Raw genomic sequence first — 20,871 nt, 5'->3', positions numbered from 1 at the left:
TCCCGCCCCGAGCCGCAGCGCGAAGTTCCCCCGACGCCCGTCCCGATCGGGCAGGGGAAGCGAGGAACGAGCATCAGCCCCGGACCATGGTCCGGGGTCTTTTGCTGTTCCGGGGCCTGTCGCCGCCCCCAGGGTGTGCGGGACCCGGAGCGCGCCGGGCCCCGGCGGTCAGGAGTCCGCCTGCACCGGGATGTCGAGGATCACCCGGGTCCCCCGCTCCGGCGCCGGGACCATGTCGAAGGTGCCGCCCAACTCCCCCTCCACCAGCGTCCGTACGATCTGCAGGCCCAGGTTGCCCGCGGTGTGCGGGTCGAAGCCCTCGGGCAGGCCCACGCCGTCGTCCTGCACGGTGACCAGCAGGCGCGCCTCCCGCGAGGTGCCGCCGCGCACCGCGGACACCTCGACGGTTCCGGTCTCGCCCTCACGGAAGCCGTGCTCCAGGGCGTTCTGGAGCACCTCGGTCAGCACCATCGACAGCGGCGTGGCCACCTCGGCGTCGAGTATCCCGAAGCGACCCGAGCGCCGGCCGCTGACCTTGCCCGGGGAGATCTCTGCGACCATGGCGAGCACCCGGTCGGCGATCTCGTCGAACTCCACGCGCTCGTCCAGGTTCTGGGACAGCGTCTCGTGGACGATGGCGATGGACCCGACCCGCCGCACGGCCTCCTCCAGCGCCGCCCGTCCGCGCTCCGACCCGATCCGGCGGGCCTGGAGCCGCAGCAGGGCGGCCACGGTCTGGAGGTTGTTCTTCACCCGGTGGTGGATCTCCCGGATGGTGGCGTCCTTGGTGATCAACTCGCGTTCGCGGCGGCGCAGTTCGGTCACGTCCCGGAGCAGCACCAGGGAGCCGATGCGGGTGCCCTTCGGCTTCAGCGGGATCGCGCGGAACTGGATGACGCCGTCGTCGGACTCGATCTCGAACTCGCGGGGCGCCCAACCGCTCGCGACCTTCGCCAGCGCCTCGTCCACCGGCCCGCGCGAGGGGGCCAGTTCGGCGGTGGTCCGCCCGAGGTGATGGCCCACCAGGTCCGCGGCGAGGCCGAGGCGGTGGTAGGCGGACAGGGCGTTGGGCGAGGCGTACTGGACGACGCCGTCGGCGTCGAGCCGGATCAGACCGTCACCGACGCGCGGCGAGGCGTCCATCTCCAGCTGCTGGTTGGCGAACGGGAAGGCGCCGGCCGCGATCATCTGGGCCAGGTCCGAGGCGCTCTGCAGGTACGTGAGCTCCAGCCGGCTGGGGGTGCGCACGGTGAGCAGGTTGGTGTTGCGCGCGATGACGCCGAGAACCCGTCCCTCGCGCCGTACCGGGATGGACTCGACGCGGACCGGGACCTCCTCGCGCCACTCCGGGTCGCCCTCGCGCACGATGCGGCCCTCGTCCAGGGCCGCGTCCAGCATGGGGCGGCGGCCGCGCGGGACCAGATGGCCGACCATGTCGTCCTGGTAGGAGGTCGGGCCGGTGTTGGGCCGCATCTGGGCGACGGAGACGTAGCGCGTGCCGTCGCGGGTGGGGACCCACAGGACCAGGTCGGCGAAGGAGAGGTCGGAGAGCAGCTGCCACTCCGAGACCAGCAGGTGGAGCCACTCGAGGTCGGTGTCGTCGAGGGCGGTGTGCTGGCGTACGAGTTCGTTCATGGAGGGCACGTCAGCGAGCGTACCTGTGTGTTTGTGACCCCTGGGAACACCCGCGGGCCGCGGCGCCTGGGAGGGACCCTCAACCCTCCCGGCACCGCAGCCCGGAGCAATATCGGCCGGTGGGGTGTGCGGTCCCGGTCGGCCGAAGGATGAGGAGCCGGGGCAGTCAGGGCAGAGAGCCTCGGATCCTCGGTCCGCCTTCCTGTGCGGGGAAGGCAGGTCTGTGTGTCCTGCTACGCATTGTGGACTAGACCACTGCGCCTGTAAATGCGTCGTACGGCGTTCTTCGACGGTCGCCCCGCGCCCCTGGCGGACGCAGACGGGTCCACCACGCAGCCTAACCCGACAGGGGTCCGCGCGGGGCCGGTCGGAGGCCACGATTTCCGGGCACCCGGGCACCGGGAGCGGTTTCGGGCCGGGTGCCCGTTCCGCCTCGGCGGCCGGGCGGGGCTCTGCTAGATTGAGATTGGTCTAAACCACATGGCCCCGGCGTTGCGGGGCCCGTCCCAGTCGAGTCCACCGGAAGATCGGCAGGCCCACCGTGGAAGTTGTCATCGTTGCGGACGCCAAGGCGGGAGGCGAGCTCGTCGCCGAGGCCATGGCGCGGCTGCTGCGGCACAAGCCCGACGCCCTGCTCGGCGTGGCGACCGGCTCCACGCCGCTGCCCGTCTACGAGGCGCTGGCGGCGCAGGTCCGCGCCGGCGCCGTCGACACGTCCCGGGCGCGCGTGGCCCAGCTCGACGAGTACGTGGGGCTGCCCGCCGACCACCCCGAGTCCTACCGCTCGGTGCTGCGGCGCGAGGTCCTGGAGCCGCTCGGCATCCCGATGGACGCCTTCCTGGGGCCGGACGGCACGGCCGAGGACGTGCAGGCCGCGTGCGAGCGCTACGACCGTGAGCTGGCGGAGGCGGGCGGCGTGGACCTCCAGCTGCTCGGCATCGGCACCGACGGGCACATCGGCTTCAACGAGCCGTGCTCCTCGCTCGCCTCGCGCACCCGGATCAAGACGCTGACCGAGCAGACGCGGGTGGACAACGCCCGCTTCTTCGACGGCGACATCGGCCAGGTGCCGCACCACGTCATCACCCAGGGCATCGGCACCATCCTGGAGGCCCGGCACCTGGTGCTGCTGGCCACCGGCGAGGGCAAGGCGGACGCGGTCGCCGCCACCGTCGAGGGCCCGGTCGCCGCGGTGTGCCCGGCGTCCGCGCTCCAGCTGCACCCGCACGCCACCGTGGTGGTGGACGAGGCCGCCGCCTCCAAGCTGAAGCTCGCCGACTACTTCCGCCACACCTACGCCAACAAGCCGGAGTGGCAGGGCCTCTGACCACCGCCCGTGGTCTGGACCATCACTGGTCACAGGGGTATACAAAAGGGATCACGGAGCGCGCGAGGGGCCGTCCCCCGCCCGGAGCCGTGCCACGATGTCAGCCGCGGCCGACGGTCTGTCGGCCGCTTCGGCAGCCGGAGCCGGGAAGGCAGAGCATGAGCACCGACGTCAGCAGTGCGGAGAACGAGGGTGGGACCGCGGTCCGTACGGCGCGCGTGCCCAAGTACTACCGGCTGAAGAAACACCTGCTCGACATGACCGAGACCGCGCCCCCCGGCACGCCGGTCCCGCCCGAGCGCACCCTGGCGGCCGAGTTCGACACCTCCCGCACCACCGTGCGCCAGGCGCTCCAGGAACTGGTGGTCGAGGGCCGTCTGGAGCGGATCCAGGGCAAGGGCACCTTCGTCGCCAAGCCCAAGGTGTCCCAGGCGCTCCAGCTCACCTCGTACACCGAGGACATGCGCGCGCAGGGTCTGGAGCCGACCTCGCAGCTCCTCGACCTCGGGTACATCACGGCCGACGACCGGCTGGCCGGCCTGCTCGACATCACCGCCGGCGGCCGCGTGCTGCGCATCGAGCGGCTGCGCATGGCCAACGGCGAGCCCATGGCCATCGAGACCACCCACCTCAGCGCCAAACGCTTCCCGGCGCTGCGCCGCAGCCTGACCAAGTACACCTCCCTCTACACGGCCCTCGCCGAGGTGTACGACGTCCATCTCGCGGAGGCCGAGGAGACCATCGAGACGTCCCTGGCCACGCCACGCGAGGCGGGCCTGCTCGGCACCGACGTGGGCCTGCCGATGCTGATGCTGTCCCGGCACTCGCTGGACCGGGACGGGCAGCCCGTGGAGTGGGTGCGGTCGGTGTACCGGGGCGACCGGTACAAGTTCGTCGCGCGCCTCAAGCGCCCCCAGGACTGAGACCGTACGGCCGCGGGACGGCGCGCCACGCGACCGCATATCCCGACAGAGCGGGTGGTTGACAGGATTTTCGTTGCTGTTGCCTTGCGGTTGCGCTGCTGCTGCATACCGCCCCTCTTACGGGGGGTTACGACCGCCCCGCACCCTCACCTACATTGCCGCGAGCCAACGTCGGCGATCAGTGAGGGGACGGGAGCCGTCTGATGTCGCACAGCCCGCAAACAACACCAGGGCCGGTGGTGACGCCCATGCGCGTCGTCATCGGCCTCTGTCTGCTCGCACCATTCGTCGCCATGCTCTGGGTCGGGTCCTACGCCAAGACCGACCCGGTGGTCATCGGCATCCCGTTCTTCTACTGGTACCAGATGCTGTGGGTGCTGATCTCGACCGTGCTGACGATGATCGCGTACAAGCTCTGGCAGCGTGACCAGCGCGCCCGCTCGGCCACGAAGGGCGGTGCGGAGCAGTGAACGACGGCGTGAACGGCGTGGCACTCGCCGTCTTCCTCTTCTTCTTCGTGCTCGTCACCGTGATGGGCTTCCTGGCCGCGCGCTGGCGCAAGGCGGCGAACGAGCACACCCTTGACGAATGGGGCCTGGGCGGGCGGTCGTTCGGCACCTGGGTCACCTGGTTCCTGCTCGGCGGCGACCTGTACACCGCGTACACCTTCGTGGCCGTCCCGGCGGCCATCTACGCGGCGGGCGCGGCCGGCTTCTTCGCGGTGCCGTACACGATCCTCGTGTACCCGCTGATCTTCACCTTCCTGCCCCGGCTGTGGTCGGTGTCGCACAAGCACGGCTATGTGACGACCTCCGACTTCGTACGCGGGCGGTTCGGCTCGAAAGGGCTGTCGCTGGCCGTCGCGGTCACCGGCATCCTGGCGACGATGCCGTACATCGCGCTGCAGCTGGTCGGTATCCAGGCCGTGCTGGACGTGATGGGCGTCGGCGGCGGCGAGAACACCAACTGGTTCATCAAGGACCTGCCGCTGCTCCTCGCCTTCGGTGTGCTGGCCGCGTACACCTACTCGTCGGGGCTGCGGGCGCCCGCGCTGATCGCGTTCGTCAAGGACACGCTGATCTACATCGTGATCGCGGTGGCGATCATCTACATCCCGATCAAGCTGGGCGGGTTCGACGAGATCTTCGCCTCCGCGCAGGAGGCGTACAGCGAGACCAACCCGGCCACGGGCGCGCCGCGCGGCTCGCTGGTGCCGGGCGAGGCGGGCCAGTGGACGTACGCCACGCTGGCGCTGGGTTCGGCGCTCGCGCTGTTCATGTACCCGCACTCGATCACCGCGACGCTGTCCTCGCGCAGCCGTGAGGTGATCCGCCGCAACACCACGATCCTGCCGCTGTACTCGCTGATGCTGGGCCTGCTGGCGCTGCTCGGGTTCATGGCGATCGCGGCCGGGGTGAAGGTGCAGAACGGCCAGCTGGCCATCCCGCAGCTGTTCGAGAACATGTTCCCGGACTGGTTCGCCGGTGTGGCCTTCGCGGCGATCGGCATCGGCGCGCTGGTGCCGGCGGCGATCATGTCGATCGCGGCGGCGAACCTGTTCACCCGCAACATCTACAAGGACTTCATCAAGCCGGACGCGACCCCCAAGCAGGAGACCGCGGTCTCCAAGGTCGTGTCCCTGCTGGTGAAGGTGGGCGCGCTGGCCTTCGTCCTGACCATGGACAAGACCGTCGCGATCAACTTCCAGCTGCTGGGCGGCATCTGGATCCTGCAGACCTTCCCGGCGCTGGTGGGCGGCCTGTTCACCCGCTGGTTCCACCGCTGGGCGCTGATCGGCGGCTGGGCGGTCGGCATGATCTACGGCACGGTCGCCGCGTACGGGGTGGCGTCGCCGACGCAGAAGCACTTCGGCGGCTCCGCCAAGGAGATCCCGGGCATCGGGGAGATCGGCTACATCGGTCTCACCGCCTTCGTGATCAACGTGCTGGTCACGGTCGTCCTGACCTTCGTCATGCGGGCGGTCAAGGCGCCGGAGGGCGTCGACGAGACCGAGCCGCGGGACTACACGGCGGACGCCGGCGACCCGGGCGTGCAGGTGGAGCTTCCGCCGGCCACGGCGGGCAGCGCGCACTGACGCCGTCGCGCACAGGGCAGCGGGCCGCCGGTGGAAAACCGGCGGCCCGCTGTCGTTCCCGTACGGCAGACTCCCCCGCATGGACATCGTCATCCGGCCGGCGACGCCCGGCGAGCACGCGGAACTCGGTGAGATCACCGCGCAGGCCTATCTCGGCGACGGACTGCTGGACTTCGGGGAGTCCGACACCTACCTGGGCCAGCTGCGGGACGTGGGCAAACGGGCGGCGGCCGCCGAGGTTCTGGTCGCCGTGGCGGACGGCACGCTGCTGGGCGGGGTGACCTTCGTGCCGGGCCCCGGTCCCATGGCCGACATCGCGGAGCCCGGCGAGGCCGAGATGCGGATGCTGGCCGTCTCCCCCGCCCACCGCGGCCGGGGCGCCGGCGAGGCCCTGGTGCGCGCCTGTGCCGACCGGGCGCGAGCGCTCGGCCGCACGCGGATGGTCCTGTCCACGCAGCGCACGATGCACTCCGCGCACCGGGTCTACGAGCGGCTGGGCTTCACGCGCGCCCCCGGGCGGGACTGGAACCCGCTGCCGGAGTTGGACGACATCATGCTGCTCGTCTACGAACTGACCCTCTGACGGCTCCGTACGGCCCTTCCGCCCGGCCGCACCCTCACCCCAGCGCGACACAACATATGGGCCTGTCGGCGACACCCGACACAAGATGTATGCTCATGCTCGCTGTCGCCGCAGGGGAATCCGGTGCGAATCCGGAACTGTCCCGCAACGGTGTACCCATGCCTGCCCACGGGCGCGCACGGGAGTCAGTCCGAGGACCTGCCGACAGTGCGCCCGGCCCTTCCGGTCCGGGTGCCCTGACGTCCGGGCCTCGCGGAATGGGCCGGTGGACGCGACGCCGCGTGCGTTCGTGTGCTGCCCCCTGCGCTCTTCGAGGCCCCCGTGCCGAGCGAGGGAGAGCCACACGTGACCATCGCGCCAGCCGATCCGGCTTCAGCGACCCGCGTGACCGAGGAGAGCGACGGCCCCGGGGCCGCGCTGCTGCGGACCCTGACCCAGCTGACCGCCGACCTGCCCGACACCGACGCCGGCCGGGTGGCCGCCGCCGCGCTGCGCGGCCGGTCCGCCGCCGCCGACGAGGCGGAGCTGCGGGACCTGGCCACCGAGGCGGCGGCCGGGCTGATCTCCGAGGACCCCGCCTACTCCCGGCTCGCCGCCCGGCTGCTCACCCTCGGCATCCGCGCCGAAGCCGCCTCGCAGGGCGTCACCTCGTTCACCGGCTCGGTGGCCGCCGGTCACCGGGAGGGCCTGATCGGCGACCGCACCGCCGCGTTCGTCCGGCTCCACGCGGCCCGGCTGGACGCGCTGGTCGACGCGGACGCCGACGACCGGTTCGGCTACTTCGGCCTGCGCACCCTGCACAGCCGCTACCTGCTGCGCCACCCTGTCACCCGCAAGGTCGTCGAGACGCCCCAGCACTTCCTGCTGCGGGTCGCCTGCGGGCTCGCCGAGGACGAGAGCGAGCGGGCGCTGGAGGACGTCGCCGCGCTGTACGGGCTGATGAGCCGGCTGGACTACCTGCCCTCCTCCCCCACGCTGTTCAACTCCGGCACCCGCCACCCGCAGATGTCGTCCTGCTACCTCCTGGACTCCCCCAAGGACGAGCTGGACTCCCTCTACGAGCGCTACCACCAGGTCGCCCGCCTCTCGAAGCACGCCGGCGGCATCGGCCTGTCCTTCTCCCGCGTCCGCGCCCGGGGTTCGCTGATCCGCGGCACCAACGGGCACTCCAACGGCATCGTCCCGTTCCTGAAGACGCTGGACGCATCGGTCGCCGCCGTGAACCAGGGCGGTCGGCGCAAGGGCGCCGCCGCGGTCTACCTGGAGACCTGGCACGCGGACATCGAGGAGTTCCTCGAGCTGCGCGACAACACCGGTGAGGACGCCCGCCGTACGCACAACCTGAACCTGGCGCACTGGGTGCCGGACGAGTTCATGCGCCGGGTCGCCGACGACGCGCAGTGGTCGCTGTTCTCCCCGGTGGACGTGCCCGAGCTGGCCGACCTGTGGGGTGAGGAGTTCGACGCCGCCTACCGGGCCGCCGAGGCGAAGGGCCTGGCCCGCAGGACGCTTCCGGCGCGCGAGCTGTACGGCCGGATGATGCGCACCCTCGCCCAGACCGGCAACGGCTGGATGACCTTCAAGGACACCGCCAACCGCACCGCCAACCAGACCGCCGAGCCGGGCCACGTCGTCCACTCCTCCAACCTGTGCACGGAGATCCTGGAGGTCACCGACGACGGGGAGACGGCGGTCTGCAACCTCGGTTCGGTCAACCTCGCGGCCTTCGCCGGCCCGGACGGCATGGACTGGGAGCGCCTGGACGCGGCGGTCCGCACCGCCGTGACGTTCCTGGACCGGGTGGTCGACATCAACTTCTACCCGACCGAGGAGGCGTCCCGGTCCAACAGCCGATGGCGCCCCGTGGGCCTGGGCGTGATGGGGCTGCAGGACGTGTTCTTCCGGCTGCGGATGCCGTTCGACTCCCCCGAGGCGAAGGCGCTGTCCACCCGGATCGCCGAGCGCATCATGCTCGCCGCGTACGAGACGTCCGCCGGTCTGGCCGAGCGGCACGGCCCGCTGCCCGCCTGGGAGAGGACCCGCACCGCGCGGGGCGTGCTGCACCCCGACCACTACGGCGTCGAGCTCGCCTGGCCGGAGCGCTGGGAGGCGCTGCGGACCCGGATCGCCGCGACGGGCCTGCGCAACGCGCTGCTGCTGGCGATCGCGCCCACCGCGACCATCGCGTCGATCGCGGGCGTGTACGAGTGCATCGAGCCGCAGGTGTCCAACCTGTTCAAGCGCGAGACGCTGTCCGGGGAGTTCCTCCAGGTCAACTCGTACCTGGTGGAGGACCTCAAGCGGCTCGGCGTGTGGGACGCGCGCACCCGTGAGGCGCTGCGCGAGGCGAACGGCTCGGTGCAGGACTTCGCGTGGATCCCCGAGGACGTACGGCGGCTGTACCGCACGGCGTGGGAGATCCCGCAGCGCGGCCTGATCGACCTGGCCGCCGCCAGGACCCCGTTCCTCGACCAGGCGCAGTCGCTCAACCTGTTCCTGGAGACGCCGACCATCGGGAAGCTCTCCTCGATGTACGCCTACGCCTGGAAGCAGGGGCTCAAGACCACCTACTACCTGCGCTCCCGTCCGGCGACCCGGATCGCCCGCGCGGCCCGCGCCGCCGTCCCCGTCCAGCAGCCGGCCGACCCCGAGGCCGTCGCCTGCTCCCTCGAGAACCCCGAATCCTGCGAGGCCTGCCAGTGACCACCAGCACGACCAAGAACCTGCTCGACCCCGGCTTCGAGCTGACCCTGCGCCCCATGCGCTACCCGGACTTCTACGAGCGCTACCGGGACGCGATCAAGAACACCTGGCACGTCGAGGAGGTGGACCTGCACTCGGACGTCGCCGATCTGGCGAAGCTGACGCCCGAGGAGCAGCATCTGATCGGCCGGCTCGTGGCGTTCTTCGCCACCGGCGACTCGATCGTGGCGAACAACCTGGTGCTGACGCTGTACAAGCACATCAACTCGCCCGAGGCGCGGCTGTACCTGTCGCGGCAGCTGTTCGAGGAGGCCGTGCACGTCCAGTTCTACCTGACCCTGCTGGACACCTATCTCCCCGATCCGGACGACCGGGCGGCGGCCTTCGCGGCCGTGGAGAACATCCCGTCCATCCGGGAGAAGGCGGAGTTCTGCTTCCGGTGGATGGACTCGGTGGAGGAGATCGACCGGCTGGAGTCGAAGGCCGACCGGCGCCGCTTCCTGCTGAACCTGATCTGCTTCGCGGCCTGCATCGAGGGCCTGTTCTTCTACGGTGCGTTCGCCTACGTCTACTGGTTCCGCAGCCGGGGCCTGCTGCACGGCCTGGCGACCGGCACCAACTGGGTGTTCCGCGACGAGACGATGCACATGAGCTTCGCCTTCGACGTGGTGGACACCGTGCGCAAGGAGGAGCCGGAGCTGTTCGACGAGGAGCTCGGACGGCAGGTCACCGACATGCTGCGCGAGGCCGTCGAGGCGGAACTGCAGTTCGCCCGTGACCTGTGCGGGGACGGGCTGCCCGGCATGAACACCGCGTCGATGCGGCAGTACCTGGAGTGCGTCGCCGACCAGCGTCTGGTGCGGCTGGGTTTCGCGCCGGTGTACGGCTCGGAGAACCCGTTCTCCTTCATGGAGCTGCAGGGCGTGCAGGAGCTGACCAACTTCTTCGAGCGCCGTCCGTCCGCGTACCAGGTCGCCGTGGAGGGCACGGTCGACCTGGACGAGGACTTCTAGGGCCCGGGCCGGGGCCGTCTCACGCCGCCCGTGCGTGGTGGTGCGAGGCGGCCCGGTGCTCCGGGCGGGACGCGGCCCGCGTATCGGGCGGTTCGGTGACGGGCGCCGCCTCGGCCCGCCGGATCTGCCGGTCGATGCGGCGGTCGCGCAGGATGCCGATCACGGCGGGCGCCACCATGAGGACGAACAGGCCGAGAACGGCCACCATCGCGATCAGTGCTTCTGTCTGCGTCGTGTTCATGGACACCACTGTGGCGCCGGACACTCCTGACCGGGAGTGGCAGGACTGCCGTACACCCTCGATTTACTGCCAACGGCGAGGCACACTGGAGTCATGCTCCGGAATGTGGCGGCCGTCCTGCTCGACGGCGTGAATCCGTTCGAACTCGGCGTGGTGTGCGAAGTCTTCGGCATCGACCGCAGCGACGACGGGCTGCCGGTGTACGACTTCGCCGTCGCCTCGGCGGAGGGGCCGGCGGTGCGTACCAGCACCGGCTTCACGCTCCAGACCGAGTACGGCCCGGAGCGGCTGGAGACGGCCGACCTGATCACCGTGCCCGCCGGCGCCTCCTACGCCGCCCGGGAGTTCCCGCCCGAGATGCTGGACGCGCTGCGCCGGGCCGTGGACCGGGGCGCGCGGGTGCTGAGCGTCTGCTCGGGGGTGTTCGTGCTGGCCGCCGCCGGGCTGCTGGAGGGGCGGCGGGCCGCGGTGCACTGGAAGCACGCGGAGGAGCTGAGCCGCCGCTATCCGCACCTGACGGTCGAGCCCGACGTGCTCTACGTCGACGAGGACCCGGTGATCACCTCGGCGGGCACCGCCGCGGGCATCGACGCCTGTCTGCACCTGGTGCGCAAGGAACAGGGCCCGGAGGTGGCCAACCGGATCGCCCGCCGGATGGTGGTCCCCCCGCACCGCGACGGCGGGCAGGCCCAGTACATCGAGCGTCCGCTGCCGGAGCCCGGGGGCGACTCGGTCGCCGGGGTGCTGGTGTGGATGGAGCAGCACCTCGACGAGGAGGTCACCGTCGAGCAGCTCGCCGCCCGCGCCCTCATGTCGCCGCGCACCTTCGCCCGCCGCTTCCAGCAGGAGACCGGCACCACGCCCTACCGCTGGATCCTGCGCCAGCGGGTGCTGCTGGCCCAGCACCTGCTGGAGCGGACGGACGAGACGGTGGACGCGATCGCGGGCCGCACCGGCTTCGGCAACGCGGCCGCGCTGCGCCACCACTTCGTGCGCGCGGTCGGGACCACCCCGCAGTCCTACCGGCGCGCGTTCCGGGGCCCGGAGGCCGCCTGACCGCGCGCCGGACGGCGGGACGTCAGCGGGGCCGCGCCCGCAGCATCAGCCGGCGGGGCCGCAGCGTGATGCCGATGCGGGGCCGGGGGTCGGAGTCCGGCGCCTGCTCGAAGCGGTAGGCGTGGGCGACCACGGCGGTGATGAGCGTGAGCTCCGCCATGGAGAAGTGGTCGCTGGGACACTTGCGGTTGCCCACGCTGAACGGGCTCATCGCGTACTTGGGCACGTCCTTGGACCGCTCCGGGAGCCAGCGGTCCGGGTCGAAGTCTTCGTTCCGCTCGTACGACCGCCGGTCGCGCTGGATCGCGTACGGGCTGTAGATGAGGTCCGCGCCCTTCGGAATGCGGTAACCGCCGAGTTCCGTGTCGGCGACCGCGCGGCGGGTCAATATCCATACGGCCGGATACAGCCGCAGGGTCTCCGTGACGACATTCGCGGTGTACGTCAGCCGGCGCACGTCGTCAAATGCGACCCGACGGTCGCCGACCACGGATTTCACCTCGTCGCGGATCTTGTCACCGAGTTCCGGGTGCTCGGTGAGAACCAGGAGGAGTGACATCACCGTGGACCCGACGGTTTCGGCACCGGGGGTCAGGATGGCGATGACCTGATCATGGATCTCCTGTTCCCCGATGGGGTCGCCATTGTCGTCCTTCGCCTCCAGCAAAGCCGTCAGCAAATCGTCCGGTTTTTGACCGCTCGCCCGTCGGTCGGCGACGATCTCGTCGACCAGGACATGCAAATCGGCCAGTGCGCGGTTGAATTCCCGATTGGCCGGAAGCGGAACCTTGTAGAGCGGTCCGAGCGGCACCACCATGCGCTGGTACATCCCCGCGAACAGGGTGGTGAGGTCGGCGCATATGCGATCGGCGTGGGCGTCCATGTAGCCGCCGCGCATCAGGCAGCGGGCGGCGACCCGCACGGCCACGCGGAACGACTCGTAGGTGATGTCCAGCACCCCGCCCGCGTCCCGCCAGCGCTCCACGAGCGCGTAGGCCTCCTCCGCCATGATCGGGCCGTAGGCGGGGATCGCGTCGAGCCGGAACGCCGGCTGGATGGTGCGCCGCTGGCGGCGGTGCAGCGTGCCGTTGGCGGTGGCCACGCCCTCCTTGCCGAGCAGGCTCTCCAGCGACTCCCACAGGGGCCCGGCGATGATGTAGTCCGGGCTGAGCGCCACCGCTCCGGTGAGGGCGGGGGTGGTGACGGCGTAGACGGTCTTGGGACCCAGTTTCAGGCGCACCACGTCGCCGTGGTCGCGCAGCCGGGACAGGAAGGCCAGCGGGTCGCGCACCAGGCGCCAGCCGTGGCCGAGGAGCGGGACGGCGCCGCCCGCCACAGGCGGCTCGGCCGTCGTGGTGGCGTCCTCCGGGCGTACGGACTCGACGGTCATTTCTCACCTTCCGTTGCGTTGTCGACGTACGGGGGCGTGGACCGGTCGTCCCAGCTGTCGACCCGGTACCGGCCGGACTCGTGGTGGAACCAGTAGACGGAACTGAACCAGTTCCGCATGTTGCCGACGCAGGCGCGCACGGCGGCGCTCGTCTCCTTTCCGCCCACCGTCCCGTCGTCGAGCCGGTCGGCGAACCGTAATGCCTCCTGTTCCGCGTCCAGGAATTCGCTGATGCATTCCTCGACGCGGCGCCGCACGTCGGCGATCGCCTCTTCGAGGGTCATTCCCTCGTGGGTGACGAGACTGATGCCGAGATTGTGCACCTCGTTTCCGGCGATTTCCTTGGGCAGCGAACAGAGGTCGTTGTACCAGGCGGCGAATTCCTGACTGAGCAGCGCCGGTTTCCGATAGGCCGGGTTCTTCCGCACCGCGTCCGGGAGTTCGTACCCCGCGCTCGGTTCCAGAAGGTCCGTCCAGATCCGGTGCGCGAACGTGAGGCGGCGCAGTTCGAGGTATTCCTCGACGGTCGGGACGATGCCTTCGGTGCGGTTGTGGAACTCCCGGTCGTACGCCTCGATCACGGCGTGGAAGTGGCGCGAGAACCGCGCGTTCCAGGTGTCCGGAAGGAATGCGTGGAGCCGCCGCACGCTGTCGGCGAGGCCCGCGACCACGGGGTCCGTGTGGCCCAGGTGGTCACCGGGGCGGTCGAGGGCGCTGTGCAGCAGGTCCTTCAGCAGTCGCCAGGCCTCGGGCCGGCCGTGCACGATGTCACGATCGTGACGGTCGTCCCAGACGAAGAACCAGGCGCTGTAGTCCGCTATCGCCTGGAGGACGTCGTCGGGCGCGCCGATGTAGTAGCCCGCCATGAGGTCCGTGTAGCACAGGCCGTCGGCATATTCCTCCACCTTCTCCGGCGTCATGAGCCGCTTTTCGAGCAGCCATGCCCGGGTCTCCCTCTGGAGCTTCGGCCAATACGGGTGGAGTTGCCGGGGAAACGCCGCCTCGATCACCGGAAGAGACAGCGCCGGTGGAACTGCGATGGTGGTCGGTGTCGACGTGGAGCCGTGTGACAAAGCATGCACGAACATTCCCCTCTCAGCCGCCAGTTGAGCGCCCGCCCCCCGAGCCGGGCGTACGCCGTGCGTATCCCCGTACCTCCATTCAGCACCACAACTGACCGTTCTGGGAACGGATTTGCTTCTTTCACTCCTTTTGGATGCACACAGACGAACGGCGCCCGTCCGGGATGTGCCGGATCGGGCGCCGTGCGCGTGATGTGAAGGGAGCCGTGAGGGCGGTCAGTCGTTGGCGACCACGGGGTAGCGCGGCTCGTTCTCGGCCATCTGCTTGAGCGCGGCCTTACGCTCGCGCTTCGACAGACGGTCGATGTACAGGTAGCCGTACAGGTGGTCCGTCTCGTGCTGGAGGCAGCGCGCGAAGTAGCCCGTTCCGCGTACCCGGATCGGGTTGCCCTTCTCGTCCTGACCGGTCACCTCGGCGTAGTCGGGCCGGGGCAGCGGCGCGTACGCGGTGGGCACCGACAGGCAGCCCTCGCTGCTGTCGTCCAGCCGGCGCTTCTCGGCGGGCAGTTCGACCAGCTTGGGGTTGCAGACCACACCGACGTGGCGCAGGCCTTCGTCGTCGGGGCAGTCGTAGACGAAGACCTTCAGGTCGACACCGATCTGGTTGGCGGCCAGACCCACGCCCTCGGCGGTGCGCTGGCTGGCGAACATGTCGGCGACGAGCTGCTGGAACTCCTCGCCGAAGTCCGTGACGTCCTTGCACTCCTTGTGCAGCACCGGGTTGCCGACCACGGTGATCGGGCGCGAGGTGCCGCGCTCCCGCCACTTGGCCTCGCGCTTCTCGCAGTCCTCCGTGTCGATGACGTAGCCCTCGTCGTCGACGGGGAGCACGCCCGCGTGCTGCTGATCGGTGTCCTGCTGAGCCATGACCGACGTGTGCCTTCCTGAGATGACCGAGAATGCTGTGACAAGGGTAAGTGCAGCGCCCCTCGAAGGGGCGCGGGGAACTGCGCGCTCAGCCCCCACGGCCCCCGCACCCGGCGACGGTGCTAGCAAACCTCTTCGAGATCCCGCCAATCCCTGGAATCAGGACTGTCAGCGACCCACCCGTCCAACAACCCCCGCACCAAAGCCGCAGGCGCGGCAATCCCGCACTCCCTCTCCGGCACCCACAACTGCCCGTCCGTCCGATGCCCCAACGGCCCGGGGTGCCCCGGCTCACTGTGATCGTGAGGATCGAGATGCTCCCCGTCCCCCTCGTCGGACGGCATCCGTGACTCCGAGCACATCCGGCACAGGAGCCGCACCGACGACGACCAGTCCTCGGCCGCGAACCCGGCGTCGGAGGCGAGCTGTTCCAGCGCGTCCCGGTCGGCCTCGGACGCGGCCTCCAGCAGCACCACCCAGGTCGGCACCGGCGAGGGCGCCCACAACTCGATCTCGTCGAACACCGGGTAGGTGTGCCCGGCTGCGGTGCTCCGCTCGCCGTGCGGCACCCCGTCGTGCAGGACGACCTCGCCCCAGCGGCGTCCGGAGGACGGCAGCGGGATGGACAGCACCTCGATGCGGGCGGGGTCGAGCCGCCGCCCCCACACCACTTCGGCCTCCCCCTCCGGTGACAGCCGTACGGCCGCGCTGCCCAGGTCCATGCCGAGAGGCTCGCCCGAGTCGGTCGCTGGTCCCGGCACCTTGAGCCCGTACGCCTGCCAGGCACGGCGGGCCAGCGGCCAGTCCTGGAGGGCGGTGGCGGCGATGCCCACGTTCCACCAGTCGGGCGCCCCGGTGTCGCGGTCGAGCAGGGCGACGGCACGCAGCCCGGCCGCGCGCGCCTGCTCCCAGTCGTGCCGGAACTTGTGCAGCAGCGCGAGGTTGAACCAGGACTCCGACAGCCAGGGCTCCAGATCGGCGGCCCGCGTCAGCAGCGCGCCCGCGTCCTCGTACCGGCCGTCGCCGATGAGCGTGAACGCGCGGTCCGTGGCCTGCCGCCAGGAGGCGGAGGGCCGGTGACGTCCCTTGCCGAAGATCCTCACGATTCCCGCCTGCCAGTTCCGTTCGGTGGGCCGGCCGCAGCGGTCGGCACCCCCGGCCACCCTCTCCTTCGCATCCAACCACGTACGGCCGCGAGGGCGCTCATTACCCATGGGTTACCCAGCTCTGCCGGGAACCAGACCGCCCGGTCCGCCCTCTCACCACGACCGGTCCATCTGCTCACGCGTCCCCTCCGTGTCCCGGGACAGAACCCTGGCCAGGGCCTCGACGACCTCCGGCGCGTACTCCCCGGCGGCCTTGAGCCGCAGTTCCTCCAGCGCGGTCAGCGGCCCCCCGGGCCCTCCTTCCCTGCACTTCTCGTCGTACGCGTTCACCACCCGGACGATACGGGCGGCGAGCGGCTGCTCGGCGTGCGGGTCGGCCTGGCGTTCGACGATCCCGGCGACCCGGGGGTCCACCCCGGTCTGCCGCACCACCGCGCCGCCCAGGAGCGCGATGCGCCGCTGCTCGGCGGGCGGCAGTCCGGCGGTGGCGCCCTCGGGCACCGGGTCCACGAGGCTGAGCTGCCCGATGTCGTGCATCAGTGCCGCGTACTCCAGCACGGTCAGCTCCGGCTCGGTCAGCCCGAGGTCCCGGCCCACCGCCTGGCTGAGCGCGGCGACCCGGCGCGAGTGCCCGTGCGGGGTGCACCCGGCGATCTCGGTGGCGCGCGCGAGGGACGCGATGGTCTGCCGGTAGGTGGCGCGCACCGCCGTGTACCTCCGGTGGGACAGCTGCGCGAGCAGCAGCGGCACGGAGAACACGGGCAGCGCCCACAGCCCCACGACCGCCGCGCCCAGCGCCATCACCGCGCCGGTCGCGACGACGGCGGCCCCGATGCCGGGCACGGACCGCAGTTCGTCGCGCAGCAGCGGCGGGAAGGGCCAGCCGGTGCGGGAGTGGGCCAGCGCGGCGGCGAGCACCGCGTCGCACAGCGCGGTCAGGGTCAGCAGGACGAGCAGCAGCAGCGCGTGCCCCGGCCCGCTGAAGTCGTCGAACGCGCCCCGGGCGTGCAGCGGGTGGAAGCACACGGCGACGAAGCCGACGGTCAGCACCCTGCGGGTCACCGGGTCCAGGGCGGGCCCGTCGCCGCGTCCGACGTGCGGGACGCTGCCGAGCAGCGACGCGGCGAGCACCACGGTGACGACCTGGGCGGCGCCGTGCCCGGCGGGCCGCCCCGCGACCTCGCCGAGCAGCGCGTACGCCAGCGATCCTGCCGCGGCCACCGGCGCGGGCTCCCGGATCCCCCGGCCGCCCCGCCGGGTGAGCTCGCCGACCGCGACGAGCGTGCCGAAGGCGAGGGCGACGGAGCGGTCCTCGACGCCGTGGTAGAGCGTCGTGCCCAGCGACCCGGCCGCGAGGACCGCGGCGCACAGATGCACGACGGTGTGCAGCGGGACGGCGTGCGCGCGGGGCCTCACCGGCGCGCCCCGGGACGGCCGGTGACGTGTCCGGCAGGACCGGGCACGGCCGTCCGCCGCGGCTCGTCGGCGGTCACCGCGGGGTGCCAGCCGGTACGGCCGATCGCGGTGACGAGCGCCTTCACCATCCGCGGGTCGAAGTGCGTGCCCGCGCACCGCTCCAGTTCCTCCAGCGCCACCGGCACCGGGCGCGCCCTGCTGTAGCTGCGGGTGGAGGTCATCGCGTCGAAGGCGTCGGCGACCGCGACCACCCGCGCGGACTCCGGGATCTGACCTCCCGCCAGCCCGTAGGGGTAGCCGGTGCCGTCGAGGCGCTCGTGGTGGTGCAGCACGGCGGCGCGTGCCTCGCCGAGGAAGGAGATGCCGCGCACCATTTCGTGCCCGTACTCGGGGTGCAGTTCGATGACCCGCCGCTCCTCGGGGGTGAGCGGGCCGTTCTTGGTGAGCAGCCGGGTGGGCACGCCCAGCTTGCCGACGTCGTGCAGGATGCCCGCGAAGCGCAGCGTCTCGACCCGCTCGTCGTCCATGCCGAGTTCGCGCGCGATCAGCATGGAGGCGCGGCCGACGCGCTCGCTGTGGCCGCGCGTGTAGCCGTCCTTGATGTCGACGGCCTGCACCAGCGCGCGGATCGTGGCCTGGTGGGCGGCGCGCTCCCGGTGGTACTGGGCGAACGCCCACCACGAGACGCCCATCGGCAGCAGCACCAGCAGTGCCGCGACCGGCCCGTAGGGGCTGCGCCACAGCAGGGCCATCATCAGTCCGGCCAGGCCGTGCACGGTGAGCGGCGCCAGGGAGCCGAGGAACAGCCGCCACCAGGCGGCCACCGGACGGCCGCGCGGCAGACCACCGGGGGCGGGCACCAGGACGCCGCCGTCGAGCAGGGTGAGGACGAGGCAGAACGCCAGCACGGCGGCGCCCGCCGTGGCGAGGGCGCCCGGCATGTCGCAGTGCGCCACCGCGTCGCGGCCGCCGGTCTTCAGATGGACCAGGCCGGCGGCCCACACGGCGACGACGAGCCGGCCCGTGCGCCACAGCCGGCGTGCGAGACGCGGGCCGTGCTCGACGGGGAGCAGCAGTGCCCCGGGCAGCGCGACGAGGGCGGCGGCGGTGGGCGGCAGCAGGAAGGCCCCGGCGAGCAGCACGGGGTGGAAGGTCCCGCCGGGGTGTGGTCCCGCGACGAGTCGGGACCGGGCGAGACGCTCGCAGCCCGCGTACAGGGCGGCGAGCAGGACGACCGGCCACCAGGGGACGCGCGGGTCGGGCAGGGACGACAGCACCCCGGGCCGGGGGACGCCCGTCAGAGGGAGCAGACAGCACAGTCCCAGCAGGGTGACGCCGACGAGATAGACCCGGGCCCGCGCCGGTAACGCCTCCATGAGCCCCTCCCCCGACCGTGCCGCGCGCGCCTTCCGTCGCCCGCCGGCTTCTGGAGCCTAGGACGGGGGAGGGCGCCGCCGCGGGCGGACCGCCCGCGGATTAGCACAATCGGGTGACGCGGCCCAGAGGGTGGGGAGGTGTCAGGACTCCTGCGGAGCGGTCGTCACGTCCTGCTCGGGCACGTTCTGGCCGGAGCGGATCAGGTCGATCCGGCCCATGACCTTCGAGCGGAGGTCGCCGGGCACGTCGTCCTGCCCGCAACACCGCTTCACGAGCTTCTTGACCGCTTGCTCCAGGCCGTACTTCTCCAGGCAGGGCGAGCACTCCTCGAAGTGGTGCTCGAACTTCCGGCAGTCGGCATCCGGCATCTCACGGTCGAGGAACTCGTAGAGATGATCGAGGATTTCGCTGCAATCCGTCTCGTGCGGCTCTCCGCAGCTCATGACCCCGAGCCTTTCGCTTCGTTCGACTCTCCGGCACCGGCCGGGACCAGTCCGCGCTCGCGCGCGTAGTCCTCGAGCATGCCGCGCAGCTGGCGACGTCCCCGGTGAAGGCGGGACATCACCGTTCCGATGGGTGTCCCCATGATGTCGGCGATCTCCTTGTAGGCAAAGCCCTCGACATCGGCGAGATAGACCGCGATGCGGAACTCCTCCGGGATCGCCTGCAGGGCTTCCTTCACGTCCGAGTCCGGCAGGTGGTCCAGCGCCTGCGACTCGGCGGAGCGCAGACCCGTGGACATGTGTGACTCGGCGCGCGCGAGCTGCCAGTCCTCGATCTCCTCGGCCGCGGAGCGCTGGGGTTCGCGCTGCTTCTTGCGGTACGAGTTGATGAAGGTGTTGGTGAGGATCCGGTACAGCCACGCCTTGAGGTTGGTGCCCTCGCGGAACTGGTGGAAGGACCCGTACGCCTTGGCGTAGGTCTCCTGCACCAGGTCCTCGGCGTCGGCCGGGTTGCGCGTCATGCGCAGCGCGGCCGAGTACATCTGGTCGAGGAACTCGAGCGCGTCCCGTTCGAAGCGCGCGCTGCGCTCCGCTGTCGACTCCGCGCGCGTGTCGCCCTGGCCCTCGGGCTGCTCCGCCTGGCCGTGTTCGGTCCCTGCGTCGGTACCGGGAACCGGACCCACCTCCTCAAGTGTCGTCGTGAGACCGAGACCGGCCTCACCCGAATCGGAGGATAGACGACGATCCGGTCCGCCCGCCGCCCGAATCGGGGCGGTCTTGGCCGCGTGCAGCACCGTCCAGTCGAGGTCGGCGCGGGCACTGCGGCTCGGGCAGAACGTGGAACCCATGCGGTGGACTTCCTCTCCTACGGCGGCGGTGCCGTTCGACCGGCACGTACGCACCCCACAACAGCGGGGGCGGTCCGCGCATTCCCGGCGCCCGTCAGCGGAGGCCCGCCGTCCACCGCACGACCGCGTCCGTGATGACGTGGAGCGCCTCCTCCTGTGTGAGGTCCGCCCGCCTGGGCACGGCGAAGCCGTGATCGGCCCGCTCCACCTCCACCAGCTCGTGATCACCCTCGGGGAACTCGGCGGGTTTCCCGAAGGGGTCGTTGCCGCCCTGGACGACGAGCGTGGGGACGCCCGCGCCGAGCAGTTCCCCGGCGCGGGACTTCTCCGGCTTGCCCGGCGGGTGCAGCGGGAAGCTCAGCGCGAGCACGGCGTGCGCGTCCAGTTCGACGGCGGTGCGGCAGGCGACGCGGGCGCCGGCGCTGCGTCCGCCGGAGACCACCGGCAGACCGGGCCTCGTCAGCGCGGGCCAGACGCCGCGCCAGCCGGTGTCCAGGGTCTTCGGCGCCGGGGCGACCTTCTTCCCGGCCACCCGCCAGGGCTGCTCGACGAGGGCGACGGTCACGCCGTGCGCGGGGAGGACGGCGGCGAGCGCGGCGAGGTCGCGGGCCTCGATGCCGCCGCCCGCGCCGTGACCCACGGCGAGGACAAGGCGCGGCCGCCCGGCGTGGTGCCAGGTGATGCGGGCGTCGCCGGCGTCCGTGGTGATCGTCTCGGTGGTGACGTCGGACTCGGGTGTCACTTCGGACTCGGATGTCGCTTCGGA

The 20,871-nt window shown here is 71.3% G+C and carries 19 protein-coding genes and 1 riboswitch; of the genes, 8 read left to right on the top strand and 11 right to left on the bottom strand.

Features of this window, described 5'->3' with window-relative positions; all coding sequences use genetic code 11:
- Positions 1-168: 168 nt before the first annotated feature.
- On the bottom strand, positions 169-1,635 hold the full coding sequence (locus tag MTR79_RS05725) for a PAS domain-containing sensor histidine kinase (protein WP_086701684.1): 1,467 nt from the start codon (positions 1,633-1,635) through the stop codon (positions 169-171).
- Positions 1,636-2,176: 541 nt separating this feature from the next.
- On the opposite strand from MTR79_RS05725, the gene nagB reads away from it, so the two are divergent.
- The 7 genes from nagB to MTR79_RS05690 all read left to right on the top strand — a co-directional run bounded on the left by nagB (position 2,177) and on the right by MTR79_RS05690 (position 10,279).
- Positions 2,177-2,962 (top strand): glucosamine-6-phosphate deaminase, encoded by a 786-nt coding sequence (nagB, locus tag MTR79_RS05720; RefSeq protein WP_048455689.1) that lies wholly within the window; start codon positions 2,177-2,179, stop codon positions 2,960-2,962.
- A gap of 158 nt (positions 2,963-3,120) precedes the next feature.
- Positions 3,121-3,885, top strand: coding sequence for a GntR family transcriptional regulator (locus MTR79_RS05715; RefSeq protein ID WP_086701685.1), 765 nt, complete (start codon positions 3,121-3,123; stop codon positions 3,883-3,885).
- A 248-nt stretch (positions 3,886-4,133) separates the two neighbouring features.
- On the top strand, positions 4,134-4,355 hold the full coding sequence (locus MTR79_RS05710; protein ID WP_086701687.1) for a DUF3311 domain-containing protein: 222 nt from the start codon (positions 4,134-4,136) through the stop codon (positions 4,353-4,355).
- Positions 4,352-5,980 carry a sodium:solute symporter family protein gene (locus tag MTR79_RS05705; protein ID WP_048455692.1) on the top strand — a complete coding sequence of 543 codons (1,629 nt, stop codon included), beginning with the start codon at positions 4,352-4,354 and terminating at the stop codon, positions 5,978-5,980. The genes MTR79_RS05710 and MTR79_RS05705 overlap by 4 nt, the downstream gene beginning before the upstream one ends.
- A gap of 79 nt (positions 5,981-6,059) precedes the next feature.
- Entirely contained in the window at positions 6,060-6,563 is a 504-nt protein-coding gene (locus MTR79_RS05700; RefSeq protein WP_086701688.1) for a GNAT family N-acetyltransferase, read from the top strand.
- 52 nt (positions 6,564-6,615) lie between these two features.
- Positions 6,616-6,784: riboswitch (cobalamin riboswitch) on the top strand.
- A gap of 124 nt (positions 6,785-6,908) precedes the next feature.
- Positions 6,909-9,266 (top strand): ribonucleoside-diphosphate reductase subunit alpha, encoded by a 2,358-nt coding sequence (locus tag MTR79_RS05695; RefSeq protein ID WP_086701689.1) that lies wholly within the window; start codon positions 6,909-6,911, stop codon positions 9,264-9,266.
- A gap of 56 nt (positions 9,267-9,322) precedes the next feature.
- A complete protein-coding gene (locus MTR79_RS05690; protein WP_233230340.1) occupies positions 9,323-10,279 on the top strand; it encodes a ribonucleotide-diphosphate reductase subunit beta in 957 nt (318 codons plus the stop codon).
- Positions 10,280-10,298: 19 nt separating this feature from the next.
- On the opposite strand, the gene MTR79_RS05685 is transcribed toward MTR79_RS05690, so the two are convergent.
- Positions 10,299-10,520 (bottom strand): hypothetical protein, encoded by a 222-nt coding sequence (locus MTR79_RS05685; protein WP_063837933.1) that lies wholly within the window; start codon positions 10,518-10,520, stop codon positions 10,299-10,301.
- A gap of 93 nt (positions 10,521-10,613) precedes the next feature.
- Between MTR79_RS05685 and MTR79_RS05680 the strand changes: the two genes are divergently transcribed.
- Positions 10,614-11,576 (top strand): helix-turn-helix domain-containing protein, encoded by a 963-nt coding sequence (locus MTR79_RS05680; protein WP_086701691.1) that lies wholly within the window; start codon positions 10,614-10,616, stop codon positions 11,574-11,576.
- 22 nt (positions 11,577-11,598) lie between these two features.
- On the opposite strand, the gene MTR79_RS05675 is transcribed toward MTR79_RS05680, so the two are convergent.
- From MTR79_RS05675 to MTR79_RS05635, 9 genes are all read right to left on the bottom strand, one after another.
- Entirely contained in the window at positions 11,599-12,966 is a 1,368-nt protein-coding gene (locus tag MTR79_RS05675; protein WP_086701692.1) for a cytochrome P450, read from the bottom strand.
- Positions 12,963-14,048, bottom strand: a complete 1,086-nt coding sequence (gene cyc1 / locus MTR79_RS05670; RefSeq protein ID WP_086701717.1) for an epi-isozizaene synthase — start codon at positions 14,046-14,048, stop codon at positions 12,963-12,965. Before cyc1 ends, MTR79_RS05675 begins: the two co-directional genes overlap by 4 nt.
- 216 nt (positions 14,049-14,264) lie before the next feature.
- A complete protein-coding gene (gene def, locus MTR79_RS05665) occupies positions 14,265-14,915 on the bottom strand; it encodes a peptide deformylase (protein WP_086701694.1) in 651 nt (216 codons plus the stop codon).
- 122 nt (positions 14,916-15,037) lie between these two features.
- Entirely contained in the window at positions 15,038-16,018 is a 981-nt protein-coding gene (locus tag MTR79_RS05660) for a tetratricopeptide repeat domain-containing protein (RefSeq protein WP_048455762.1), read from the bottom strand.
- Between the two features lie 156 nt (positions 16,019-16,174).
- Entirely contained in the window at positions 16,175-17,437 is a 1,263-nt protein-coding gene (locus MTR79_RS05655) for an HD domain-containing protein (RefSeq protein ID WP_244789431.1), read from the bottom strand.
- A complete protein-coding gene (locus MTR79_RS05650) occupies positions 17,434-18,813 on the bottom strand; it encodes an HD-GYP domain-containing protein (RefSeq protein WP_086701695.1) in 1,380 nt (459 codons plus the stop codon). Before MTR79_RS05650 ends, MTR79_RS05655 begins: the two co-directional genes overlap by 4 nt.
- A 141-nt stretch (positions 18,814-18,954) precedes the next feature.
- Positions 18,955-19,257 carry a mycothiol system anti-sigma-R factor gene (rsrA, locus tag MTR79_RS05645; RefSeq protein ID WP_048455700.1) on the bottom strand — a complete coding sequence of 101 codons (303 nt, stop codon included), beginning with the start codon at positions 19,255-19,257 and terminating at the stop codon, positions 18,955-18,957.
- Entirely contained in the window at positions 19,254-19,940 is a 687-nt protein-coding gene (sigR, locus tag MTR79_RS05640; protein ID WP_033272060.1) for an RNA polymerase sigma factor SigR, read from the bottom strand. The genes rsrA and sigR overlap by 4 nt, the downstream gene beginning before the upstream one ends.
- 259 nt (positions 19,941-20,199) lie before the next feature.
- Positions 20,200-20,847: an alpha/beta family hydrolase gene (locus tag MTR79_RS05635; RefSeq protein ID WP_244789429.1), complete on the bottom strand. Its 648-nt coding sequence runs from the start codon at positions 20,845-20,847 to the stop codon at positions 20,200-20,202.
- Positions 20,848-20,871: the final 24 nt, after the last annotated feature.

This window comes from Streptomyces sp. BJ20, from assembly GCF_022869105.1.
Lineage (GTDB): Bacteria > Actinomycetota > Actinomycetes > Streptomycetales > Streptomycetaceae > Streptomyces > Streptomyces griseoincarnatus.
Note: the sequence above shows the minus strand (reverse complement) of the source record. Positions and strands in the feature narration are given on the sequence as shown.

Bases quoted from the DNA above. Each gene is read 5' to 3' on its own strand.
- MTR79_RS05725 (WP_086701684.1), bottom strand. From the start codon at position 1,635: ATGAACGAACTCGTACGCCAGCACACCGCCCTCGACGACACCGACCTC.
- MTR79_RS05715 (WP_086701685.1), top strand. From the start codon at position 3,121: ATGAGCACCGACGTCAGCAGTGCGGAGAACGAGGGTGGGACCGCGGTC.
- MTR79_RS05710 (WP_086701687.1), top strand. From the start codon at position 4,134: ATGCGCGTCGTCATCGGCCTCTGTCTGCTCGCACCATTCGTCGCCATG.
- MTR79_RS05700 (WP_086701688.1), top strand. From the start codon at position 6,060: ATGGACATCGTCATCCGGCCGGCGACGCCCGGCGAGCACGCGGAACTC.
- MTR79_RS05690 (WP_233230340.1), top strand. From the start codon at position 9,323: ATGCGCTACCCGGACTTCTACGAGCGCTACCGGGACGCGATCAAGAAC.
- MTR79_RS05685 (WP_063837933.1), bottom strand. From the start codon at position 10,520: ATGAACACGACGCAGACAGAAGCACTGATCGCGATGGTGGCCGTTCTC.
- MTR79_RS05680 (WP_086701691.1), top strand. From the start codon at position 10,614: ATGCTCCGGAATGTGGCGGCCGTCCTGCTCGACGGCGTGAATCCGTTC.
- MTR79_RS05675 (WP_086701692.1), bottom strand. From the start codon at position 12,966: ATGACCGTCGAGTCCGTACGCCCGGAGGACGCCACCACGACGGCCGAG.
- def (WP_086701694.1), bottom strand. From the start codon at position 14,915: ATGGCTCAGCAGGACACCGATCAGCAGCACGCGGGCGTGCTCCCCGTC.
- MTR79_RS05650 (WP_086701695.1), bottom strand. From the start codon at position 18,813: ATGGAGGCGTTACCGGCGCGGGCCCGGGTCTATCTCGTCGGCGTCACC.
- rsrA (WP_048455700.1), bottom strand. From the start codon at position 19,257: ATGAGCTGCGGAGAGCCGCACGAGACGGATTGCAGCGAAATCCTCGAT.